Here is a 22,513-nt window from a genome sequence, read left to right on the forward strand (position 1 = left end):
CGTTGGGCTCCGAATTCGACGCCTGGCAGCGATCAAGCTGCGTGTGGTGGGAAGAGTAGAGCGCTTAAGGTTCGCCAAACGATACGGAACAAAGCGAGAAATCGCCAAAAGGTTCGCCATCGTAACCAATTGAAATTGCTGTCTGTTGGCCGGCCCTCCGGGACCGTTCATAGTGTGGAATGACGGCCGGGAATTTTCCGCCGTGCAATCATCCTGTCATGAACCGCTGTCAAAGACCCGTAATGGTCGATATTCGTCTTGAAGAAATGACGCGCCGTTACGGCCAAACCGTCGCGCTCGACAATGTGAGCCTGAACTTCCCTTCCGGATCATTCACCTCCCTTCTTGGACCGTCCGGTTGCGGCAAGACGACGATGCTTCGACTTATAGCAGGATTCGAGGCACCCGAGCGCGGCAGCGTCGTGTTCGATGGCGATACGGTGGCCGATGCGTCGCGTCAGATGCCGCCGGAAAAGCGCGGTATCGGGATCGTGTTCCAGTCCTATGCGCTGTGGCCGCACATGGACGTTGCCGGCAACGTCGCTTATCCGCTGGCAACGCGAGGCGTGGCAGGGAAGGAACGTGATGCAAGGGTGCGCGAGGTGTTGTCCATCGTCGGTCTCGACGGCTATCAGCACCGGCGCATCGACGAGCTTTCCGGCGGCCAGCGCCAGCGCGTCGCGCTCGCCCGCTGCCTGATCGCCAATTCGCGCATCATCCTCTTCGACGAGCCGCTCGCCAATCTCGACATGCACCTGCGCGCCTCGATGGTCGAGGTATTTCGCGACATCCATCGCCGCACCGGTGCCACGATGGTTTATGTGACCCACGATCAGGCCGAAGCGCTGGCGCTGTCCGACCGGATCGCGGTGATGGACGGCGGGCGCATCCTGCAGACCGCGCCGCCGACGGATGTCTACCGCTCACCCGCGTGCGACAAGGTTGCGGGCTTTGTCGGACGTGGCGCGATCCTCGATGGCGAAATCATCGGCGAGCATCGGGGCATGGCGGTGGTCGAGATCGCCGGCCACCGGTTTGAAGCGCGCTGTTCGGGAACGCCACGGAACAGCGTCGCGCGCATCCTGCTGAGGCCGGAAGGCCTGAGGCTCGCCGAGACCGGCATGCCGGCACGCGTCGTCTCGTCGGTCTATCGCGGGCCGGTGTTCGAGGTGGTGCTGGCGCTTGCCGGTACGCAACATGATGTCGTCATCGACTGCGTCGAAGCACCCGCCGTCGGAACGGATGTACGCATTGCTGTTTGCGATGCCTGGGTAATTCCCGGCTGAACATTCATCGCCAGGGCAGAACGCCCGCAGGCAACCGCCTTGCAAAGCCGTCGAGCACCGCGAGCAACGTCACGACCACCACGACGGTTGCGACGGCGACGGCGGCCGCCTGCGTGCCGAGGCCGGCTTCCTCCAGGCTGAACAGGACGACGCCTAGCGTCTCGTTGCGGCTCGACCACAACAGCGCCGATACGGTGAGCTCGTTGAAGGCACTCATGAAAACGAGGAGCCCGCCGGCCACTGCCGCCGGGGCGGCCAGCGGCGCGCTGATCGTGATGACGCGCCGCAACGGTGAAGCGCCCGACGAAGCCGCGGCCTCGTCGAGATCCGCGGGGATTTGCGCAACCGCGCTCGCCACTGGCTTCAGCGCCAGGGTCAGGAACCGCATCAGGTAAGCGATCAGGATGATCCACGCCGTTGCATAGAGACTCCCGATCAGCGGCAACGGCCGCAGGAACAACAGGATGCAGGCGATGGCCAGCACGATGCCCGGCAGCGCATAGGGCAGCTCGGCGACGCCTTGAAGCAGTCTGCGGTTCCGGGCGCCGAAGCGTTCCATGATGATGGCCACCGGGATGGTGCCCAGCGCGAGGATCAGCGCCGCGCTGCCGGCCAGCAATGTCGAGTTGATGAAGGCGCGGACGGTCGCCGCCTGCCGCAGCATCACCTCCTCGTAATTGGCGAGCGTGACGGTCTGCCAGGTCAGCGGCACCCCGAAGGCCGGCACCAGCGAAGTTGCCACCAGCGCCAGCGCCGGCAGGAACAGCATGACGATCAGTGCCAGCCAGCACAGGGCTGCAAGCGGCACGCGCCAGCGCCCGAGCAAGAACTGCACCGTGCGGCCGGCGGCGTAGCGCGCGTGGTGGCCGCGCAGGGCCAGCGACTGAACGGCGATGCCGACGAGTGCGAGGCCGCCGATCAGTACCGACAGGCTGGCCATCTGCGGAAGCACGCCGGGACCGAAACTCGACATCTGGCGGTAGATCAGCGTCGACAGAGTGAGATAGTTCACCGGCAGGCCCAGCAGGGCCGGTATGCCGAAATTGCCGATGCCGGAAACGAAGGCCAGCGCCGCGCTCGCCGCGATCCACGGTCGCATCAGCGGCAGGATGATGGTGACGAACGCGCGCGGCAGGCTGGAGCCGGAGGCGCGCGCGGCTTCGATCAGATCCCCGGGCAGACCGACAAGGCCGGCACGCAACGTGATGAAGACGATCGGCGCGTGCTGCACGCCATAAAGCAGGATGATGCCGGTGCGGCCGAGGATCGGATTCGGCGTGCCGGGCGGCGGCGCAATGCCGAGCATGTTGAGCAGCGTGCTCGACGGGCCGGTCAGGTGCAGCCACGAGAGTGCGGTCACTTGCGGCGCGATGATCAGGGGCATCAACAGCAGGAAGCCGAGAAACCGGCGCGTCGGCAGATCGGTGATCGCCACCGCGCCGGCGAATGGTGCGCCGATGGCGAGAGCGAGTGCCGCGCCGAAGAATGCGGTGTCGAGCGTGTTCCAGACCGCACGCAACGCCGCCGGCTTCGTCAACCTGTCGAGGAAAGCGGAGAAGTCGAGTTCGCCGCCCGGCGCGATCGCTGTCATCACGAGGCGGCCGACCGGCAGCAGCCCCAGCAGCAGGATCACCGCGATGACAATGACGGCCGCGAGGCGCCATCCCGCGGCATTCAGCGAATCCGAACCCCGCACCCGGCCGAAGGCAACGGATGCGGGGCGTCCTGGGAGGGACTCCGGAAACGGGGACATCGCTGAAGCCCGACGGGATACAGCCCGAGCGGCCCTACTGTCCCATGACCTCGGTAAACTTCTCCTTGTTCGCCATGTCGTTGGCGAGCGCGGCGGCGGCGTCATAGCCGAGCACCTTGATCGCCGAGCGATCCGGATAGCCCTGCGGCAGGCCGGCATCGGCGCGAGCCGGGATGTAACCTTGGTCGACGGCGAGTTTTTGACCTTCTTCCGAGAGCAGGAAATTGACGAAGGACTTGGCGGCTTCGGGATTCCGCGCGGTGGAGAGGATCGCGACGGGCTCGGTCACCGCAGAAACGCCCTCGGTGGGGAACACGAACTCGACCGGCGCGCCCTTGGCCTTCTCGCGGATCGGCATGAAGTCGACGATCATGCCGTAGAGCTTGTCGCCGCCGGCGACGGCCTTCAGCACGTCGCCATTGCCACCCGAAGCCTGCGCGCCGTTTTCGGCGAGCCCGGCGTAGAAATCCCAGCTCTGTTCCAGGTTGCCAGTAAGCGTCACGGTGTGGATCATCGCCGCGCCCGAGGTCAGCGGGCTTGGCATGGCGATCTGGCCCTTGGCTTCGGGCTTGGCTAGGTCGAGCCAGCTTGCCGGCACCATCGGCGCGTTGGTGTTGTAGACGATACCGGTGGTGATCAGCTTGGTTGGAAAATAGGTGCGGTCGGCGTCGATCAGTGTCTCATCGATGCCGGCGATCTCGGCTTCGGGAAACGCAAGCAGACGGCCTTCCTTCTTCAAACCTTCCATGGTCACGATGTCGGCTATCAACAGGACGTCGGGCTGCGGGTGGCCGGCTTCGATCTCCGCGGCAAGTTTCGCCATGATCTTTGGCGTACCATCGCGCACCCATTCGACAGTCACGCCTGGATTTTTCGCCATGAAGGCGTCCGCGGTCTGCTGGGCGTCGGTGTTTGGCTGGCTGGTGTAGAGAACCAGCTTGCCTTCCAGCGCGAGGGCGGGAGAGACACCTGCTGCAACCAGCAGCGCTGCAAGGAAAGTGCGCATCGTTCAACCCCATTTTAGAGCCGCGCGGAGCTCAAGGTCGTCGGCGCGGTCAATGAAGTCGCCCTTTTAGCCGCGACACATAACGGCTCGATGACAGGATGCAGCGGCGGCATCAATCGGGCTTCCTGCCGATGACCTGGCTATGACGCCGATAGTCCGAACCGGCCGCCAGAAATGCCTGCGTGACCACGGATGTCTCGTCGGCGAGCGCGAAGGCGACTTCGTCGTGCCTGCTGTTCATCTCGTTCACCGGCACGCGGCGCACGGCATCGTGTCTTCCCGTACCATGCCGCCAGATGAAGCCGATGCCGATATTGTTGGCCACGGCTTCATATGCCGCCTCGCGCGCATCCAGAACGAGGAGCGGCTTGGGAGACAGGCCGACCTGCGCGAAGGCCCGGTCCACCACGCGCTGCGTCGACGATCCCTTTGCCCTGAAGATGAGCGGTTGCCGCGCCAGTTCCGCACATGTCAGTTGCGCGCGCCCGGAAAGCGGGTGATCCGCGTGGAGCACCGCCACGACCTCCTGGCTGACAAGCAGCTCGGAGCGAAAGCGGCCATCGCGCGGCACATCGGGCAGGACCCCGACATCGACGCTGCGTGACAGCACTGCCTTGATGATGCGCTCGTACGAACCGGTCTCGACGCCGATCTCGACACCGGGATGGCGCTGGCGAAACAATGCGATCACGGCCATGCCTGGCATCGAGTTTCCCAGTCCGATCGTGATCCGCCCGTCCTTCAGCGTGGCATGGCGCGTCAGCAGCCGCTCGGCCTCGCGTTCTTCTTCCACCATGCGTTCGGCGATATCGCAGAGCTGGGCGCATATCGGCGTAGGGTGGAGGCTACCGTCGCGACGCATGAAAAGGCGCACCGAGTAGAGCGCCTCGGCTTCCCTCACATGCTGGGAGACTGTCGGTTGGGAGATGCCCAGGAGCCGTGCGGCGGCGGCATAGGAACCTGTCTGCGCGACGGTATTGATGGCGCGGATGCGGGCGAGCGTAAGAGACAAGGATGGAGCCTCACAAGGTTTTTCCTCGGTATTGCCAAGTTCTAGCCTTGGCCTGTTACAGGCGTGTCACAGACCGCCCACATGGTCCCGCCCACATGAAAACGACGTGGGATCGCCTGATGCAACGACCTGAGACAGTCAGCAGCTTCGCCGAGATCGACCTCGCCGACCGGTCGGCGATACTATGCGACCTTGACGGCTGCCTGCTCTCCAGCGGCCATGTCTATGACGGGGCGCGGGACTTCGTCCGCGCTTGCGGCGACAGGCTGTGGATCGTCTCCAACAACTCCTCCGACACGAGCGCGACGCTTGCGGCGCGGCTCGTCGGGCTCGGCCTGCCGATCCTCGCGGATCGCATCCTGCTTGCCGGCGAACAGACATTGCGCTTCCTGGCGCAAGACCAAAGCCACAAGGCGTTGGCGGTGTATGTCGACGCGCCGCTGCGAACCCTGGCCAAGGAGCTTGGCCTCACGAACGGTTCGGCTACTCCGGAAATCGTCGTCATGGGACGGGACAGGTGTTTCGGGCTCGGCACCCTGGAAGAGCTGGCTGCTCATGTGGTCGATGGCGCCGAGCTGTGGGCGGCCAATCTCGATCTCAGTCATCCGGCAGCGACCGGTTACCCGGTCCCGGAAACAGGCGCGCTGTTGCGCGCGGTCGAAGCGTGCGCCGGTCCCTTCGCTGTCCGCTCTATCGGCAAGCCCGCTCCGGACCTGATCGAGATCGCGCTCGCACGAAGCGGCGTCGAGCGCACCCGCGCCGTCTTCATCGGCGACAATCTCGCAACGGATGGAGAGGCTGCACGCGCTGCCGGAGTAGCGTTTATCCGTATCGTCCATCCGCCCGTTTCGTCCGAGCTTCGCACCGATAACGCATCGAACGGCGCGCGGGAGTGGGTCGCATGCTGAGCTATATCGCACGCGCCGCCGCGCGCATCCTCCTTACCTTCCTCGTCGTCATCACGCTTGCATTCGCCGCGACCCGGTTGTCGGGAAATCCCATCGATTACATCGCCGGCCAGGGTCTCACACAGGAAGACCGGGCTCTCCTCATCCGGTACTATGGATTGGACCGCTCTGTCGCGGAGCAATATCTCGCCTTCCTGAAATCCTTCTTCGATGGGGAGTTCGGCCTCTCCTATGTCGAGCGCAGGCCCGTCTCGGTGGTCGTCGCGGAACGCATCTGGCCCTCGCTGCAACTGCTCTTGTCGAGCGTTGCGCTCACGCTGGCACTGTCGATCCCGCTCGGCGTGCTGGCCGCGATCTGGCGCAACTCCTGGGTCGGCAGCGCGATCATGTCCTTCGCCTTCCTGTTCTACGCCGTGCCGAATTTCGTGCTCGCGACCTTCATGATCCTTGTCTTTGCCTACTGGCTCAACTGGCTGCCCGTGGTCGGAAACGGAAGCTGGGCGCATTTCATCATGCCGACGATTGCCATGTCCGGCATCCTGATCGCCGGTCTGACCCGCTTCACGCGCAACGCCATGCTGGACGTACTCGGGCAGGATTTCATGCGCACCGCGCGCGCCAAGGGCCTCACGGAAACGGAAGTGATCTTCCGTCATGGGCTGCGCAACGCATCGATTACGATCCTGTCGGTCATCGGCCTGCAGGTCGCCGGGCTGGCGGCCGCAGGCTCGGTGGTCGTGGAATCGATCTTTTCCTGGCCCGGCATCGGCGAGCTGCTCGTCCGCTCGGCCATCCTGCGCGACTATCCGGTGCTCCAGTTCGGGGTGATCGCCGTCTCCGCCGCAGTCCTTCTCATCAACGTGCTGGTCGATATCGCCTATGGCTTCGCCGACCCGCGAATCCGGTTCGGAAAGGCTTGAGCCGTGGCCGACGTCCCGATCTCCCCGCGTGCAATGACGCGTCCGGCCGCCCTCGGACGGACGCTCGATCTCTGGCGGCAGGGCGATGCCATTCAGCGCCTGGCGCTGCTGACCGGCATACTGCTCGTGCTCGTGGCGGTCGCCGCGCCGCTTCTCTCTCCTCATGGCCCGCTCGACCAGAGCCTGCTCAACCGGTTGGCTCCGCCCATTGGCTTCGAGCGCTACCGTCCAGGCTACTTTCTAGGAACCGACGAGCTCGGTCGCGACATCCTTTCGCGCATGCTCTACGGCCTCAGGCTCACGCTTTCTCTGGCTTTTCTCGGCTCCATCATCGGACTGATCGTCGGCGCTATCATGGGGCTCGTCGCCGGACTTTTCGGGGGCATTTGCGAAGACATCATCATGGGGGCGGTGGATACCCAGATCGCTATCCCGTTCACGCTGATCGCCCTTCTCTTCCTTGCGATCTTCGGATCGAGCCTCCTGGTGATGGTCTGCGTTCTCGGCCTCTACGGCTGGGAGCAATATGCCCGCATCGTCCGCGGCGAGGTAAAACGACTGAAAACCTTGCCTTTCGTGGAAGCCGCCCATGCGGCCGGCGCAACCAACATGCGCATCGCCCGCGCCCACATATTGCCCAACATCGTGTCGCCGCTGGTCGTGCAGTTCACGCTGTCGTTCTCGAACATCGTGCTCCTGGAATCGACGCTGTCTTTCCTTGGGCTCGGCGTCCAGCCGCCCACCGCGACGCTCGGCTCCATGGTCGGCGTCGGCCGTGACTACATGCCCACCGCGCCATGGATCGTCGTCGTTCCAGCGCTCGCAATCCTCGCCGTAACCTTCGCCGTGCAGATCCTCGGCGACTGGCTGCGCGACCGCGCCGACGTGCGGCTGAGGTCGCGCTGAACCCAAATTCCAGAACGAGAGGCCGGCAGCGGCCCACGCTTACAACCCAGGCCAACACCAAAGAGGCTCAGACCATGAAACGTCTTCTTGTGACCACGGCGCTCGCGCTGATCGCCGCCATGCCCGCCTTCGCCCAGGAAATCACAGTCGGCGCGGCCAATGTCGCTCCCTATCTGGATCCGGGGCGCGATCATTCCAACGTCGGTTCCCAGTTCTACTACAACACGTTCGATGTTTTGATCGAGCGTGACTACGACAAGCTCGAGGTTGAATGGAAACCGGGCCTCGCCACGGAGTGGAGCATCATCGAGCCCACCGTGATGGAGTTGAAGCTGCGCGACGACGTCGTCTTCCACAATGGCGACCGCATGACCGCCGACGATGTCGTCTTCTCGCTCAATCGCATGTACCAGGCCAGTTTCCCGCCCTATCAGGTGCGCGCCCGCGACCGCCTCGAAAACTTCGACCGTGCCGAAAAGGTGGATGACTTCACCATCCGCATCCACGCCAAGCGCGAGGAGCCGCTTTGGGAAACGCTCATCAACCTTCAGCAGGTCATGATTATCCCCGAAAAATACACCAAGGCTCTCTCCGGCGATCCGGAAGTCGCGGAAGACAGCGATTTCGAGGCATTTTCGCTGGCTCCGGTCGGCACCGGCCCCTACCGCGTCGCCGAGTTCGTCCCGGGTGAGCGCCTCGTCTACGAGCGCTTCGACGGCTTCTGGGGCGAGAAGGCGCCGCTGGAACGGGCCACCGTCCGCCGCATCCCCGAGACCGCATCGCGCGTGACAGCGCTGCGCACCGGCGAAGCCGACATCATCACCAATGTCGCGCCCGACCAGCTCGCCATGCTCGAAGCCGACCCTTCGGTGAAGGTCGTCGGGGCGCCGACCGCGCTGTTCCACGTCATGATCATGAACCAGAATCATGAGCGGATGAAGGATGCACGTCTGCGTCAGGCTCTCAGCCTCGCGGTGGACCGCAACGCGCTCAATGAAGGCCTGTGGCTCGGCAAGGCGGTCGTGCCTGCCTCGCACACGATGGAAGAGTTCGGCGAGTTCCATATGCCTGAGCTCAACACGTTCGAATACAATCCGGAGCGTGCCAAGGAACTGCTGGCCGAGGCGGGCTATAACGGAGAGGAGATCGTCTACGACTGCCAGTCCACCTACTACACCAACGGCATGCTCGCGGCTCAGGCGATCGTGGAGATGTGGGGTGCCGTCGGCGTCAACGGCCGCGTCAACGTCATCGAGGAATGGACCGGCGGCAAGCCGGAAATGATGGTGCGCTGCTGGTCGAACCCGATGTATTTCGCCGATCCGTTCGGCTCCTTCGGCGTGATGTGGGCGCCGCAAGGCCCGTCGGAATCGGAAGGCCGCTTCAATACGGACGAGGAATATGCCGGGATCTGGGAGCGCTTCCGCTATTCCTCGGACACCGGCGCCCGCAAGCAGGCCTATGGCGAACTGATGGAGCGGATCGAGCAGGATGCTCCCTTCCTGCCGCTCTATCGCCCCTATGAAAGCTGGGCCATGCGCACGAATGTGAACTGGGCACCGAAACCGGGTCACATCCCCTACGTGCTCGATTTCCGCGCCGGCTCCATCGATTTCGCCAGCAACTGACATCCGCATGGCCAGCGGGCGGGGCGCATGTCCCGCCCGTCAATTCACCGTTCTTCCCAGGAGCCGATCATGACCGCCCGCATTGCAATCGTCGCAGACATCCATCACGGAGCTCCTTCCCTCACGAAGCGCGGGGACGCGGCCCTTGCGCTGATGGAAGAGTTCGCCCGCTTCACCAACGACGCTCGACCGGACCTCGTGCTCGATCTGGGCGATCGCATTTCCGACATCGATCGCGACCGTGACCTCGAGCTTGAGCGCGAGGTGGCGGAAGCCTTTCGCGCCATCGAAACGCCGGTCTGCCACATCAACGGCAATCACGATCGCGAGCATCTCGATGTCGAGGACAACGAGCGCGTCCTCGGACAGGCGCTCGGTCACCAGACGATCGACATCGGCGGCTGGCGCATCGTGATCTGGCGAGCCGACACCCATATCCACCGCGGCCCGAAATTCGGCAGCTTCCACTTGCCTGAGGCCGATTTGCTGTGGCTGTCGCGGACCGTCCGCAACTCGGACCGGCCGATGCTCATCGCGAGCCATGTGCCCATTTCGGGCCATTCGCAGGTCGGCAATTACTATTTCGAGAACAATTCGGCCGCCTCCACCTATCCGCAGGCCGCCCGTGCTCGCGCCATGGTCGAGCAGGCGCGTTTTCCCGTCGTCTTCCTTTCTGGCCACGTCCACTGGAACACGGTGACATCGGTCAACGGCATAGTCCACCTCACCCAGCAATCGCTGACGGAAAGCTTCACGACCGATGGCGAGCCGGCCGAAGCGATGGGGCTGATCGAACTGGGCGAGACGGTGAACTGGCGCGTCGAGGGCAGGGACCCTCTTTCCCTCGGCTTCCGCCCGACCGTCGCCCGCTGGACGCCGCCCGTTCCACCCTTTCATAGCCTCGCTGAAATTCCGGCAGGCAAGGAAGATGAACCAGCATGAGCGCGCTTCTGTCGGTTCGGGATCTTTCCATCGCCTTCGGCTCACACCGTGCCGTCGAGGGCCTGTCCTTCGACGTCGCGCCGGGCGAGACCGTCGCCATTGTCGGTGAATCCGGGTCGGGCAAGTCTGCCACCTCGCTTGCCATCATGCGGCTTATCGAGCGCGAGGGCGGCTCCATCGTAAATGGCAGCATGCAGTTCGGGGAGGCCGAACGGATCGACCTTGCGACTGCCGACGAGGCGACGATGCGGCGCGTTAGGGGCAATCGCATCGCGATGGTCTTCCAGGAGCCGATAACGTCGCTTAACCCGGTGATGCGCGTGGGCGATCAGGTCGCGGAGGTGTTGATCCGCCACCGTGGACTGTCACGCAAGGACGCGCTTGCCGAAGCCGAACGTGCCTTCGAGCACGTACATATTCCCGATCCGAAGAAACGCCTGCACCAGTTTCCCCACGAGCTTTCCGGTGGCCTGAGGCAGCGCGTCATGATCGCCATGGCGCTTGCCTGCCGTCCCCGTCTGCTGATCGCGGATGAGCCCACCACGGCGCTCGACGTCACCACTCAGTCAGAAATCCTGACGCTGATCCGCTCGCTCCAGAAGGAGATCGGCATGGCGGTTCTGTTCATCACGCACGACATGGGCGTGGTTGCCGAGATCGCCGAGCGTGTCGTCGTCATGCGCAAGGGGGCGCACATCGAAGCGGCGGACGTTGCCACTTTTTTCTCGAATCCGCGCACCAGTTACTCACGTCAGCTTCTGGCCGCGACACCCAAACTCGGCTCGGGCGCGCCCGAAGCGCCTGCGCTTTCGGCCCCCGTGCTGGAGGTCAAGTCCCTCTCGACCAGCTTTGCCGCATCCGCCTTGCGCGGCTCATCGCGCACGATGGCGGTCAACAATGTCTCGATCACGCTCGGCAAGGGTGAGACGCTGGGTCTCGTGGGAGAATCCGGCTGCGGAAAATCCTCGCTTGCCCGTTCCATCCTGCGCCTGGTGGAGCCCGAGACCGGCGAGATTCACCTCGCCGGCCGCGACTGGCTGCGCCTTTCCAGCGACGAACTGCGCGCGGCCCGTCGAGACGCGCAGATGGTGTTTCAGGACCCCTACGCATCCCTGAATCCACGCATGGCCATCAGGGATGCGATCACCGAACCGGCTCAGATCCACAAACTCGTGAGCGCGCGTGATGCGCGCGACCTTGCCGTTCGCCTCGTCGAGCGGGTGGGGCTGGACGCGGATTCGGTCGATCGATTTCCGCATCAGTTCTCGGGCGGCCAGCGCCAGCGGCTTGCGATCGCTCGCGCGCTTTCGGTCCAGCCGAAGCTCATCATCGCCGACGAGGCCGTCTCTGCCCTCGACGTGTCCATCGCGCGGCAGGTGACCGACCTGATGCTCGAACTCCAGCGTAGTGAAGGCGTTTCCCTCCTCTTCATCAGCCATGACATCGCCGTGGTCGAACGGGTGAGCCATCGTGTCGCCGTCATGTACCGTGGAGAGATCGTCGAAACGGGGCGGACAGACGACGTTCTCGGCGCACCGCGACATGAATATACGCGCCGTTTGCTGTCGGCGGTCCCCAGGCCGCCGCTGCCCGCCCCAGCTTTTCAAAGCCGCCGGAGAAACGACATGAACGCACGTTCCGTGCTGCCGGGTGACAGGATCCACGCGTTGGAAACGTTGAACGGTTGAGGCCGGCGAGGCACCTGCGACCCAGCCGCTTTTTCTCAGATCATGACGCTGTGATCCGAGGAAACTTGTCTGTACTCGCGCACCGGCGGAACGTAATTCGGCTGCCTGATCGGGCTCTTGAGTTCCTCGCTGTCGACGATGCGTCGCTCGCCGCGACGCGCTGGATCGGCGACCGGCACCGCAGCGAGGAGCTTTTTCGTGTAGGCGTGTTGCGGATTGTTGAAGAGCGCCTGGCGCGAGCCGATTTCGACGATCTCACCGAGATGCATGACCGCGACGCGGTGGCTGACGCGTTCCACAACGGCCATGTCGTGCGAAATGAAGAGGTAGGAGAGGCCGAGCTTGGCTTGCAACTCAAGCATGAGATTGACCACCTGAGCCTTGACCGAAACGTCCAGTGCTGAAACCGATTCATCGGCAATGATGAGTTTCGGGTCGACTGCAAGCGCTCTGGCTATGCAGATGCGCTGGCGCTGGCCGCCCGAAAACTGATGCGGCAGGCGACTGGCCATGTCGGCATTAAGCCCGACGGCCTCCAACAGTTCGCCGGCCTTGTCGAGCGCCTGGCGGCGGGTTGCGAGACCATTGACGATCATCGGCTCGGCGATTGCGGCCCCGGCGTTCATGCGAGGATCAAGACTTGCAAACGGATCCTGGAAGATCATCTGCATGCGCTTGCGCTGCTCGCGCAGAGCGCGGGAAGCAAGATCGAGAATCTCAACGCCTTCAAGTTTCACGGAGCCGGCATCCGGTTCGACGAGCCGCATCAAGGAGCGACCGATTGTCGACTTGCCACACCCCGATTCACCGACGATCGCCAGTGTCTGGCCTGGGGCGACACTGAACGAAACGTTCTCGACCGCATGAACGCGGCCCGACATGCGTCCGAACATGCCGGATCGAATGTTGAACCGTGTGGTCAACCCCGAAACCTCGAGAACCGGTTTCGGTCCGACCTCAATGGGAGGCGACGGCTCCGGATCCTTGTTAGGAAGCCCCGTCTCGGGATCGATGACCGGAAACGGCTTCGGACGCGGATGCGACGTCATCGAGCCGAGTGCCGGCACCGCCGAAATGAGCGCGCGTGTGTAGGGATGGGCGGGCGCTGAGAAGATCTGCGTCGTTGGCCCGGTTTCAACCGCGACTCCATGGTTCATGACGATGGTGCGATCCGCGATCTCGGCGACGACTCCCATATCGTGCGTGATGAACAACACCGACATCCCTTCTTCTTCCTGAAGGGCCTTGATCAGTTCCAGCGTCTGCGCCTGGATGGTCACATCCAGCGCGGTCGTCGGTTCATCGGCAATGAGCAGCTTTGGCTTGCACGCCAATGCCATGGCGATCATCACACGCTGGCGCATGCCGCCGGAAAAACGATGCGGATATTCGTCGAAGCGCTGGCGAGCGGCCGGGATGCGCACCTTTTCCAACAGCCGCAGGGCTTCGGCCTCCGCCTCGCGGCGGGAAATGTCCCGGTGAAGGATCAGCGCCTCGGCGATCTGCGATCCGATGGTGAGAACCGGGTTGAGGGAAGTCATCGGCTCCTGGAAGATCATGGCGATCTCATTGCCGCGAACCTTGCTTATCTCCACTTCCGGAAGGCCGACGAGTTCTCGTCCGCGCAGGCGGATGGAACCCTCGATCCTGCTGTTGTGCGGCGGCATGAGCTGCATGATCGAGAAAGCGGTCACGCTCTTGCCCGAACCCGATTCACCGACGATTGCGAGCGTTTCCCGCGGAGCGATCTCGAAGGAGATGCCCTTTACGACGGGATTCCACGCGCCATTCACCTTGAAGGAGGTGCAAAGATCGGAAACGCTCAATACGGGATCGGTCATGGATCAGGTCTCAATACGCTAGCCGGGCATCGAAAGGTGAGCCACCGGCGGTGCAACGCCGACGGCGCTCCCTGGCGACTAACTCCAGAACGGGGCTTTCCAAAGATCGAGTGTCTGGCCGATGCCCTTCTGTAGCGCCGTCTCGTACACGCGGTAACCACACATGACATCGTAGATCGCCATTCCGCGGGCGAAATAGACAATGATGTCATCGTCGTTTTCGCGTCCCTGCGCCTGGCCTGCGATCACCTTGCCGAGGTCAAGGATATCGCTCTCCTTCGCGATGCCCTTGCTGACAAGCACGTGAGGCGTCATGGTCTTGCGTTCAAGGCTCAGCTCCGAGTTCATGACGTAGCGGTCGGCTCGCGCCAGCGTGTCCCAGGTGGCATCCCAGATCGACAGATCGACCAGCAAGCTGCCGCGTTTCATCCAGTCCTCGTCGATATAGGCGTCGTCGATGGTCTGGACGTTGGTAGCCGGGATAACGACGTCGGCATCCGCAACCGCCTCGCGCGCGGTCTTTACCGGGACGACGTCTATGCCGAGCTTTTCGGAATATTCGCTGGCGAAGGCGGCGGCACGTTCTGCCTTGAAGTCGTAGACGAACGCCGTCTTGAGCTCCGGCATGACTTCAGCCGTGCAGGCAAGCGCTGCCTGGTTGATCGGCCCGACGCCGATCAGGCCGACGCTGGAAGAATTCGCACGACGCAGGTGCTTGACGCCGATCGCGCCGAGAGCGCCGGTGCGCATGCAACTTATGACCATCGCGTCCATGACCGAGATCGGATATCCGGTCTCGGGGTCGAGCATCGTCACGAGGCCCGAAGCGCGCGGCCCCTTGTTGTTGGCGGGATTGTCCGGATTGCTCGGAATGTTCTTCAGCGCGACCTTCTCGACACCATCGTCATCGATGTAGCCAGCATGGATGTTCGCGCGTTTCTTGCTGGGATAGCCAACGAAGTTTTTGAGCTTTTCGGCCGGCACGCCCCAGAACAGGGTGGCAGTCGGTGCCTCGATCGCCTTGCCCTGATAGGCAAGCAGGGTGGTGCGCTCGGTGTCGGCGACGGTGGCCGACACATCGGCCGCGCCGCACGCAACCGCATCCTCCTGACTGAGGTAGATAAAGCTGGCTTCGCTCATTGTAGTCTCCTGGGGATTATATGCTCGTCGGGCAGGAGCGATCAGGTTCTCTGCCGCAATTTTGGATCGGTGGCATCGCGCAGGCCGTCGCCAAGAAGGTTGAGCGCGAGAACGGTCACGAACACGAAAATGCTTGGGAAGACGGCAAGCCACCACGCTTCGAGAATGTTCTCGAAACCTTCGCGGATCATGCCGCCCCAGGTCGGAGTGGGCGGCTTCACACCCAGGCCGATGAAGCTCAGCGACGCTTCGGTCCGGATCGCGGTCGCCATCCACAGGGAGGCCATGACCAGAATTTCCGACATGATGTTGGGAACGATGTGGACACCCATGATCCGCGAATGGCTGCAGCCCATTGCGCGCGTCGCCTGGATAAAGTCCTGTTCCTTTAGGACGAGCGTGGGCGCGCGCGCCAAGCGGGCGAAAGGCGCAATTTCGGTAATCGCGATCGCGATGATGAGATTTTCCAGGCTGGCGCCCAGAACGGCCGCCACCAGCATGCCGAGAAGCAGGCTCGGGAAGGACAGCATGATATCGACGATGGCCATCACGAATGCATCGAAGCGGCCACCGATGTAGCCGGCAAGAATGCCCATCGCGGTTCCGATGACCATGGCGATCGCGATGGCGACGATGCCGACCACCAGGGATACGCGCGCGCCATAGATCAGGCGCGACAGCACATCGCGGCCATAGGAGTCGGTGCCGAGCCAGAACTCCGGCGATGGCGGCAACAGCCGGTTGACGATGTCCTGCTCGAGTGGATCGTATGGCGCGATCAGCGGTGCGAAGACCGCCATCAGCACGATGGCGCAAAGCAATCCGAAACCCAGCCAGGTGAAGGCGCCGCCACGGGAAAGGAAACGCGCCGCGTCGCGAAGCGCCAGAAGGATGGTTTTCATGTCACGAAGTCCGGATGCGTGGATCGACAGCCGCGTAAGCCAGATCCGTCAGGAGGTTTGCGAGCACGACGAATGACGCAAAGATGATCATCAGCCCCTGCAGCAACGTGTAATCGCGCGTGTTGAGTGCCCCGAGGATGAGCCGCCCCATGCCGGGCCGGTTGAAGACGATTTCGGTCAGCACCGAATTGCCTATCAGCGTTCCGAAATACAGGCCGACCACGGTGATGATCGGCAGCAGCGAGTTGGACAGGACATGCCGTAGGATGAGCCGGGTGGACCGCACGCCCTTGGCGCGGGCCGTCCGCACATAGTCCTCACCCAGCGTCGCCAACATGGAAGTTCGCGTCACGCGGGCCACATAGGCGCTCATGATGATGCCGAGGTTCAGCGCCGGCAGCGCTACCCCGAAGAAGCGATCGGCAAGGCTCGACGGCTGCGAGGAGCCGATCACCGGGAACCAGCGCAACTGGATCGCAAAAGCCAGGAGCAGAAGGATGCCGGATACGAATGCGGGCAGCGAAAGCCCGACCAGCGAAAAGAGGCGTCCGAAATAATCAGGCCACGAATTGCGATTGATGGCGGCATAGACGCCGAGCGGAATTCCGAGTGCCAAACCCACGATAATGGAGGCGAAAGCAAGCTCCAGCGTGTTCGGCAGGACGAGCAACGCCTCCTGCAGCACAGGCCTTCTGGTGACCAGCGACGTGCCGAGATCCCCTTGCAGGAGGCCGCCGAGAAATTCGAGATATTGTTGGAGGAGCGGCCGGTCGAGGCCGAGCTCGGTCCGCAAGGCTTCCAGCGCTGCCGGTGTCGCGTGATCGCCCAGAATGACCGCGGCGGCATCGCCCGGCACGACTCGAATGATCACGAAGATCGCGGTGAACATCGCAAAGAGCGTGGGGATGCCCAGCAGAATGCGTTTGATGACGTAAGACATTAGTCCCGAACGGTACGCTGTTGACTTTCGCGGTGGTGATTATCTCCACCCATGCTAAAACGTCCAACAATAGTTTTAGCGAATGGTATTCCATACGGTTATGGTCAAGAGCATCAATTTGCGACAGGTCGAGGCGTTTCGCGCGGTAATCGAGAACGGAACCGTCAGTGGCGCGGCCGAGGCGCTGCATGTCACACAGCCGGCGGTGAGCAAGCTGGTTTCCAATCTGGAAAGCGACACCGGCCTGCGTCTGTTCGATCGGGTCAAGGGCAAGCTTTCGCCGACGGCTCAGGGCATGCGGCTTTATGAGGAGGTCGATCGCATTTTTGCCGGGCTGCACCAGCTCGAACGTGCGGTGGAAACGGTAAGGCGCGAGGAGCGCGGGCATCTTCTGGTAGGCGTCCTGCCGGCCTTGTCGGGTCACTTCATACAGAGAGCGACGATGCGGTTTATGGAACAAGAAAAGGACGTGTTTGTCTCGCTGATCATCAAGGGTTCCCCGGGGCTTGCCGATTGGCTGACAACGCGTGAAATCGATGTCGGTATTCTCAATGCGCGAGTAGACCATCCTTATCTCGACACCGAACCCTTCCTGGCGCAGTCGCTGGTATGCATATTGCCGCTCGGCCACCCGTTGACCGGCAAAACGGTGATCGGCCCCAGGGATCTCAATGGTCAGGCATTCGTCGCCTTCGACAAGTCCGTGGAAATACGCCGCGCGACGGAAGCGCTGATGGACGATCATGCCGTCCGCCTGAGCATCGTGCTGGAGGCGACCACCGCGCCAACGGTCTGCGAATTCGTCGCCGGCGGCCTGGGTGTGTCGCTGGTCCATCCGCTCATGGCAACGACGGTTCGCGGACGGGTGGCAATCCGGCGCTTCGAGCCGGCGATCAGCAACCATTTCCTGCTGGCAAAATCACAGAAGGCCCGCAATGCGGGCCTTCTGGAAACCTTCATCCGCTGCGCCACGGAAACCGGCGCGGAGATCATGCGGGAATCGTTTAGCGATTGACGCGACTTTTCTCTGTGATCTGAGGGGCGATGTTGATCGCTCCCTTGAGATCGTAGCCGAGATCGACCGCTGCACTGCGTGCCCAGACCTGAAGCAGCTCGAACAGGGGCACCGAGCAGACGTCTTCGCTGATTTTCTCTTGGGCGGCCTTCCAGCTGGCGAGCCGCTGGTCCTCATCGGTCTGGGTACGAGCGGCCTCAATGTCGGCGTCGCCGGCCGAGCAATGCGAGAAGTTGGTGATAGCGTTCGGCTGCCCCACGATAGCGTTCGAGTGATAAAACTCGCTCAGATAGGTGTCGGCCACCGGGAAGCGGGCCGCGCCGTAAAACACCAGCGCGCTGGCGTTCTGCCGGATAAGCTGCTGGTAGGTTGGATGATCCACGACCTTCATGTCGAGCGAGATGCCGGCCTTTGCCAACTGGCTCTGGATGATCTCCATGATCGGCAGTTGCGACGAGATGTTGGAGACCACAACCGGCAAGGTCAGGCCATCTCCATGCCCGGCTTCGGCAAGCAGGGTCTTGGCTTTCTCGACGTCATGCTCGATCGTCCAACTGCAGCTTTCGCCGAGATAACCGGGCGGCACCACCGAGCAGCCCTTGCGTGCGATGTCGCTTCCGACAAAGCGCACGATCTGGTCGATGTCGATGGCGGCGGCAATCGCCTGACGAACACGGATGTCATCGAGAGGCTTGATGCTCTTGTTGATGTGCAGCGTGCGGAATTCACCCAGTCCGAACACATCCACCTTGGTATCGGCACGCTCCTTGACCTGCTCGACCCAGCGCTGCTCGCGCTTGCCGTAGATCATGTCGATCTGCCCCGACTGGAACGCGAGGTCACGGCTGCTGTCGGACAAAACAAAGCGCCACAGGACCTCATCGATTTCCGGCTTGCCGCGGAAGTAGTCCTGATGCGCCACGAGCTTCACATGCTGCTGCGGCATGTGCTCGGCGATCGCGTAGGGCCCGGTGCCGATGGGCTTGGACGCGAAACCGCTACCCATCTCCTCGGCGGCCTTCTTGCTGACGATGAGGCCGCCATGGAAGTTGGACAGAAGGCCGAGCAGGCCTCCATCAGCATATTTCAGATCGATACGAACCGTCTTGTCGTCCACTTTCGCGACATCGGCGATCGAGGAAAAGTTGCCGGCAAAGGACGACGTGGCGGGATCTGAAGCGCGCTTGAGCGAATAGACGACGTCGTCGGCGGTAAGCTCGCCATAGCCGCCGTGGAACTGCACGCCGGAGCGGAGATGGAACGTCCACGACTTGCCGTCCTCGGAAATTTCCCAGCTCTCCGCCAGATCCGGCTCCAGCCGTGCCGGATCGGCGCTTCCGGGCGGGAACCGTACCAGACCATCGAACACGTTGCTGAGCAGCATCGAGTCGAAGCCGTTAGCGCGGTGCGGGTCGATGTTGGTGATGTCGGAGGTTCCAACGGCTACCTGCAGGGTTTCGGCATGGCTCGCGGTGGCGAGCAGCGAAGCCGACAAACCCAGCAGCAAGGCGATAATTTTGATTTTCATGATTTCTCCCAAGACTGTTCCGCCGATAACAGGCCGTAGGGGCACATGTGTCAAATGATGAAATCCGGCCATCCTATAACAAACGTTTATACCGCTCGCTGAAGCGAGGAGCATCATGGGCTGCCGGGGGTGGGGGAGCCGCAAGCGAACAGATATTCTCGAAGGCGGAAAAACACCGGCGCCGGCAAAGGATGCCGGGGCCAACTCCGTCACCTGAAAGAAGCGATCGGCGATATCCGGATCTATCGCGCTACCCTTGGGAGCTTCCATCCCATGTGGCTTTGGATCAATACCACGCGTCCGCTGTCTCGGACTTCCGACGTGCCATGAAATCCTGCAGCGCCTCTTCGATGCCCTGGTCGAGCGGCGGGGCCTGGTATTCCGCCAGCATCTTCTTCCACTTGTGGTTGGCTCGGGTCGCGGCGTCCTGCGAGCCGGCCGCCTCCCATTTCTCGAAGGGTTCGTTGTCGGCGGCCTCGGAATCCCAGAAGGCTGTCTCGTAGTTCGCCATCGTGTGGGCGCAGCCAAAGAAATGGTGGCCCGGTCCTACCTCGCGGAAGGCGTCGAAGGCGAGCTGATTGTCGTCGATCTTGACGCCGTCGAGATAGGTGTGCAGCGCGCCGCAGAAATCCGCGTCCATGACGAATTTCTCGTAGGACATGGAGAGCAGCCCGTCGAGGAAGCCGGCCGAATGCAGGATGAAGTTCGCTCCGCAATGGACCGCGGCCAGCATCGACATCGTGCCTTCGTTCATGGCGTGGGCGTCGGGCAGTTTCGAGGTGGTGAAATTGCCGGAGCATCGCAAAGGCAAGTTCAGGCGGCGCGCGAGCTGTCCTATCACCATCGAGCCTATCGCCGGCTCCGGCGTGCCGAAAGTCGGTGAGCCGGAACGCAGCGACATGGATGAGAGGAAGTTGCCGAAGATCACCGGCGCTCCGGGCCGCTCCAGTTGCGTCAGCGCGCAACCGGCCATCGTTTCGGCGAGCGATTGGGCGATCGCGCCGGCGTTCGTCACCGGCCCCATGGCGCCCCCCAGGATGAAGGGGACGATGACGGCCGCCTGATTGGCGCGGGCATAGGCGCGCAGCGCCAGGGTCATCGTGCCGTCCCAGACCAACGGTGAATTGACGTTGACATTGCCGAGGATGACGCAGTTCTCCTCGACGAAATCGCGCCCGAAGACGACCCGCGCCATTTCGATCGAATCCTCGGCACGGCTCTCCGCCGTGACAGAGCCCATGAAGGGACGGTCGGAGTAGCGGATATGGGCATGGACCATATCGAGATGGCGCTTGTTGACCGGCACGTCGACCGGCTCGCAGATCGTGCCTCCGGAATGGTGTAGCCAGGGGGAGGACTGCGCGAGCTTCACGAAATTGCGGAAGTCCTCGATCGTGCCGTAGCGGCGGCCCTTGTCGAGATCCATCACGAAAGGCGATCCGTATGCCGGCGAGAAGACGACGTTTCTGCCGCCGATGCGGACGGATCTTGCCGGATTGCGGGCATGCTGGGTGAATTCGGCCGGGGCGGTCCTCAAAAGCTCGCGCAACATGCCCGGCGCGAACTTCACCAGGACGCCTTCGACGTCGGCTCCAGCGCGCCTCCAGTGATCGAGCGCGACCGGGTCGTCGCGGAACTCGATGCCGATCTCGGCAAGGATGCGATCCGCCGTCTCCTCGATACGGACCAGATTTTCCTCCGACAGGATATCGTAGGTCGGGATGTTGCGGACGATATAGGGTCGGCCCAAGCCGCGTGGGCCCTGTGCTCGCTGCTCCCTGCGCGCATCGCGTCCGGCTCGCTCTCGACCTTGACGGGGCCTGTCTGCCGTTGAGAAGGCTTGAACCATGCTGGACCTCCGTTCGAGCGACGTCGCGATTGCACCGGTTCGAGGAAAGGCGCGACCCCGAAAACGGCTACGTGCATGAGCATCCGTTATGCACTACAAGCGTCAAGGTCACTTTTTCGTCCGCTTTGCATGAGGCAGGCTCATGTCTGGTTATCGCCGCCATCTTCCTTCGATGACATCGCTCGTGGTCTTCGAGGCGGCCGCGCGGCATGGAAGCTTCACCAAGTCTGCTTCGGAACTCGGGATCACGCAGGCTGCGGTGAGCCGGCAGGTTCAGGCGCTTGAGGAAACCCTGCATCTCCAGCTCTTCCGCAGGCGCCACCGTTCGATCGAGTTGACGGTGCATGGCGACAGCCTGGCAAAAACCATGTCCGAGGCGCTCGGCCTGATTTCCCAGACGGTCCAGGGGATCACCGACCAGACCAGACCGGCGGAACTGGTGATCTCGGCATCGGTGGCCTTTTCGCATTTCTGGCTGCTGCCCAACATATCCGATTTCAGACGTGCGAACCCGGAAATCAAGCTGAAGATCGTGGCACAGGACAGCTCCGCGAACCTGCTCGGGGAAGACATCGACATCGCCATTCGCTACGGGAACGGAAACTGGCCCGACGGCAAGGCGATCAAGCTCTTCGGTGACGACATCTTTCCGGTGTGCAGCCCTGGCTACCTGGCCGAGCATGGCGCGCCGGACTGCGTCGCCGATCTTTTTCAGCACGATCTCATCGCCAGCGATTCCCTCAATCCAAGCTGGACCGGCTGGAAGCAATGGATGGGCGCCTTCGGTTATAGCAGCGATCACTGCAAGATCACACTCAGCTGCAATTTCTATACGGATGCGATCTACGCGGCTTTGCGCGGCGAGGGCATTGCGCTCGGCTGGCAGCGGCTCGTATCCGACCTCCTGCAGCATAAGCAGCTCATCCGTGTCATGGCTGAATCGGTGCGGACGCGAGACGCCTATTACATCGTCCTGAAGACGGCGCCGGTCCGCAAACCCGCCGTCCAGTCGTTCCTGACATGGATACGCTCGGAGACATATGCGGGGCCGAAGCTCGCCCAGGCCTAGCAGGCACAAAGCGTTCGCATTACGCTGAATCATGCCAAACATTCGCAGCGGTGTGGTTTACACGCTGCCCCCCGAACTGAAATCATCGCAGTCGGGAGGAGCGGCATGGCTAAAAGAACAAGCAGGACCAACTCCAAAATCCAGTGCGTCGCCAGCTTGTGCCGGCGCACCGGGCAGGGC

18 protein-coding genes are annotated in these 22,513 nt (G+C 62.7%); 9 read left to right on the forward strand and 9 right to left on the reverse strand.

The window, feature by feature from the left end; all coding sequences use genetic code 11:
- Nucleotides 1-266: 266 nt before the first annotated feature.
- Nucleotides 267-1,286, forward strand: a complete 1,020-nt coding sequence (locus XW59_RS11700) for an ABC transporter ATP-binding protein (protein WP_246666078.1) — start codon at nucleotides 267-269, stop codon at nucleotides 1,284-1,286.
- A gap of 4 nt (nucleotides 1,287-1,290) precedes the next feature.
- Here the strand turns inward: XW59_RS11700 and XW59_RS11705 are convergent, their stop codons facing one another.
- The 3 genes from XW59_RS11705 to XW59_RS11715 form a co-directional block, all read right to left on the reverse strand.
- On the reverse strand, nucleotides 1,291-2,982 hold the full coding sequence (locus XW59_RS11705) for an iron ABC transporter permease (RefSeq protein WP_348639309.1): 1,692 nt from the start codon (nucleotides 2,980-2,982) through the stop codon (nucleotides 1,291-1,293).
- 91 nt (nucleotides 2,983-3,073) lie between these two features.
- Nucleotides 3,074-4,045 (reverse strand): ABC transporter substrate-binding protein, encoded by a 972-nt coding sequence (locus tag XW59_RS11710; RefSeq protein WP_047145132.1) that lies wholly within the window; start codon nucleotides 4,043-4,045, stop codon nucleotides 3,074-3,076.
- Between the two features lie 112 nt (nucleotides 4,046-4,157).
- Nucleotides 4,158-5,057 (reverse strand): LysR family transcriptional regulator, encoded by a 900-nt coding sequence (locus XW59_RS11715; RefSeq protein ID WP_047145131.1) that lies wholly within the window; start codon nucleotides 5,055-5,057, stop codon nucleotides 4,158-4,160.
- A 119-nt stretch (nucleotides 5,058-5,176) separates the two neighbouring features.
- Here XW59_RS11715 and XW59_RS11720 point away from each other — a divergent pair, with 119 nt between their 5' ends.
- From XW59_RS11720 to XW59_RS11745, 6 genes are all read left to right on the forward strand, one after another.
- Nucleotides 5,177-5,965 carry an HAD-IA family hydrolase gene (locus tag XW59_RS11720; protein ID WP_082137557.1) on the forward strand — a complete coding sequence of 263 codons (789 nt, stop codon included), beginning with the start codon at nucleotides 5,177-5,179 and terminating at the stop codon, nucleotides 5,963-5,965.
- Nucleotides 5,959-6,885 (forward strand): ABC transporter permease, encoded by a 927-nt coding sequence (locus tag XW59_RS11725; RefSeq protein ID WP_047145130.1) that lies wholly within the window; start codon nucleotides 5,959-5,961, stop codon nucleotides 6,883-6,885. The genes XW59_RS11720 and XW59_RS11725 overlap by 7 nt, the downstream gene beginning before the upstream one ends.
- A 3-nt stretch (nucleotides 6,886-6,888) precedes the next feature.
- Nucleotides 6,889-7,791, forward strand: coding sequence for an ABC transporter permease (locus tag XW59_RS11730; protein ID WP_246666068.1), 903 nt, complete (start codon nucleotides 6,889-6,891; stop codon nucleotides 7,789-7,791).
- Nucleotides 7,792-7,865: 74 nt separating this feature from the next.
- Nucleotides 7,866-9,419 carry an ABC transporter substrate-binding protein gene (locus XW59_RS11735; protein WP_047145129.1) on the forward strand — a complete coding sequence of 518 codons (1,554 nt, stop codon included), beginning with the start codon at nucleotides 7,866-7,868 and terminating at the stop codon, nucleotides 9,417-9,419.
- A 69-nt stretch (nucleotides 9,420-9,488) separates the two neighbouring features.
- A complete protein-coding gene (locus tag XW59_RS11740; protein ID WP_047145128.1) occupies nucleotides 9,489-10,361 on the forward strand; it encodes a metallophosphoesterase in 873 nt (290 codons plus the stop codon).
- Nucleotides 10,358-12,049, forward strand: a complete 1,692-nt coding sequence (locus tag XW59_RS11745) for an ABC transporter ATP-binding protein (protein WP_047145127.1) — start codon at nucleotides 10,358-10,360, stop codon at nucleotides 12,047-12,049. The genes XW59_RS11740 and XW59_RS11745 overlap by 4 nt, the downstream gene beginning before the upstream one ends.
- 35 nt (nucleotides 12,050-12,084) lie before the next feature.
- Here the strand turns inward: XW59_RS11745 and XW59_RS11750 are convergent, their stop codons facing one another.
- The 4 genes from XW59_RS11750 to XW59_RS11765 form a co-directional block, all read right to left on the reverse strand.
- Nucleotides 12,085-13,890, reverse strand: coding sequence for an ABC transporter ATP-binding protein (locus tag XW59_RS11750; protein ID WP_047145126.1), 1,806 nt, complete (start codon nucleotides 13,888-13,890; stop codon nucleotides 12,085-12,087).
- A 78-nt stretch (nucleotides 13,891-13,968) separates the two neighbouring features.
- On the reverse strand, nucleotides 13,969-15,030 hold the full coding sequence (locus XW59_RS11755; RefSeq protein WP_047145125.1) for a hypothetical protein: 1,062 nt from the start codon (nucleotides 15,028-15,030) through the stop codon (nucleotides 13,969-13,971).
- 41 nt (nucleotides 15,031-15,071) lie between these two features.
- Nucleotides 15,072-15,932, reverse strand: coding sequence for an ABC transporter permease (locus tag XW59_RS11760; RefSeq protein ID WP_047145124.1), 861 nt, complete (start codon nucleotides 15,930-15,932; stop codon nucleotides 15,072-15,074).
- A gap of 1 nt (nucleotide 15,933) precedes the next feature.
- On the reverse strand, nucleotides 15,934-16,872 hold the full coding sequence (locus XW59_RS11765; protein ID WP_047145123.1) for an ABC transporter permease: 939 nt from the start codon (nucleotides 16,870-16,872) through the stop codon (nucleotides 15,934-15,936).
- Between the two features lie 82 nt (nucleotides 16,873-16,954).
- Between XW59_RS11765 and XW59_RS11770 the strand changes: the two genes are divergently transcribed.
- Nucleotides 16,955-17,887, forward strand: coding sequence for a LysR substrate-binding domain-containing protein (locus tag XW59_RS11770; protein ID WP_246666069.1), 933 nt, complete (start codon nucleotides 16,955-16,957; stop codon nucleotides 17,885-17,887).
- Here the strand turns inward: XW59_RS11770 and XW59_RS11775 are convergent.
- Nucleotides 17,877-19,415 carry an ABC transporter substrate-binding protein gene (locus XW59_RS11775; RefSeq protein ID WP_047145121.1) on the reverse strand — a complete coding sequence of 513 codons (1,539 nt, stop codon included), beginning with the start codon at nucleotides 19,413-19,415 and terminating at the stop codon, nucleotides 17,877-17,879. The two genes, XW59_RS11770 and XW59_RS11775, sit on opposite strands and share 11 nt — an antisense overlap.
- 286 nt (nucleotides 19,416-19,701) lie before the next feature.
- A complete protein-coding gene (locus XW59_RS11780) occupies nucleotides 19,702-21,264 on the reverse strand; it encodes a trimethylamine methyltransferase family protein (RefSeq protein ID WP_047145120.1) in 1,563 nt (520 codons plus the stop codon).
- Nucleotides 21,265-21,406: 142 nt separating this feature from the next.
- On the opposite strand from XW59_RS11780, the gene XW59_RS11785 reads away from it, so the two are divergent.
- A complete protein-coding gene (locus XW59_RS11785) occupies nucleotides 21,407-22,333 on the forward strand; it encodes a LysR substrate-binding domain-containing protein (RefSeq protein ID WP_047145119.1) in 927 nt (308 codons plus the stop codon).
- The last annotated feature ends 180 nt before the right edge of the window (nucleotides 22,334-22,513 follow it).

The organism is Aquamicrobium sp. LC103, assembly GCF_001014615.2.
GTDB lineage: Bacteria > Pseudomonadota > Alphaproteobacteria > Rhizobiales > Rhizobiaceae > LBCQ02.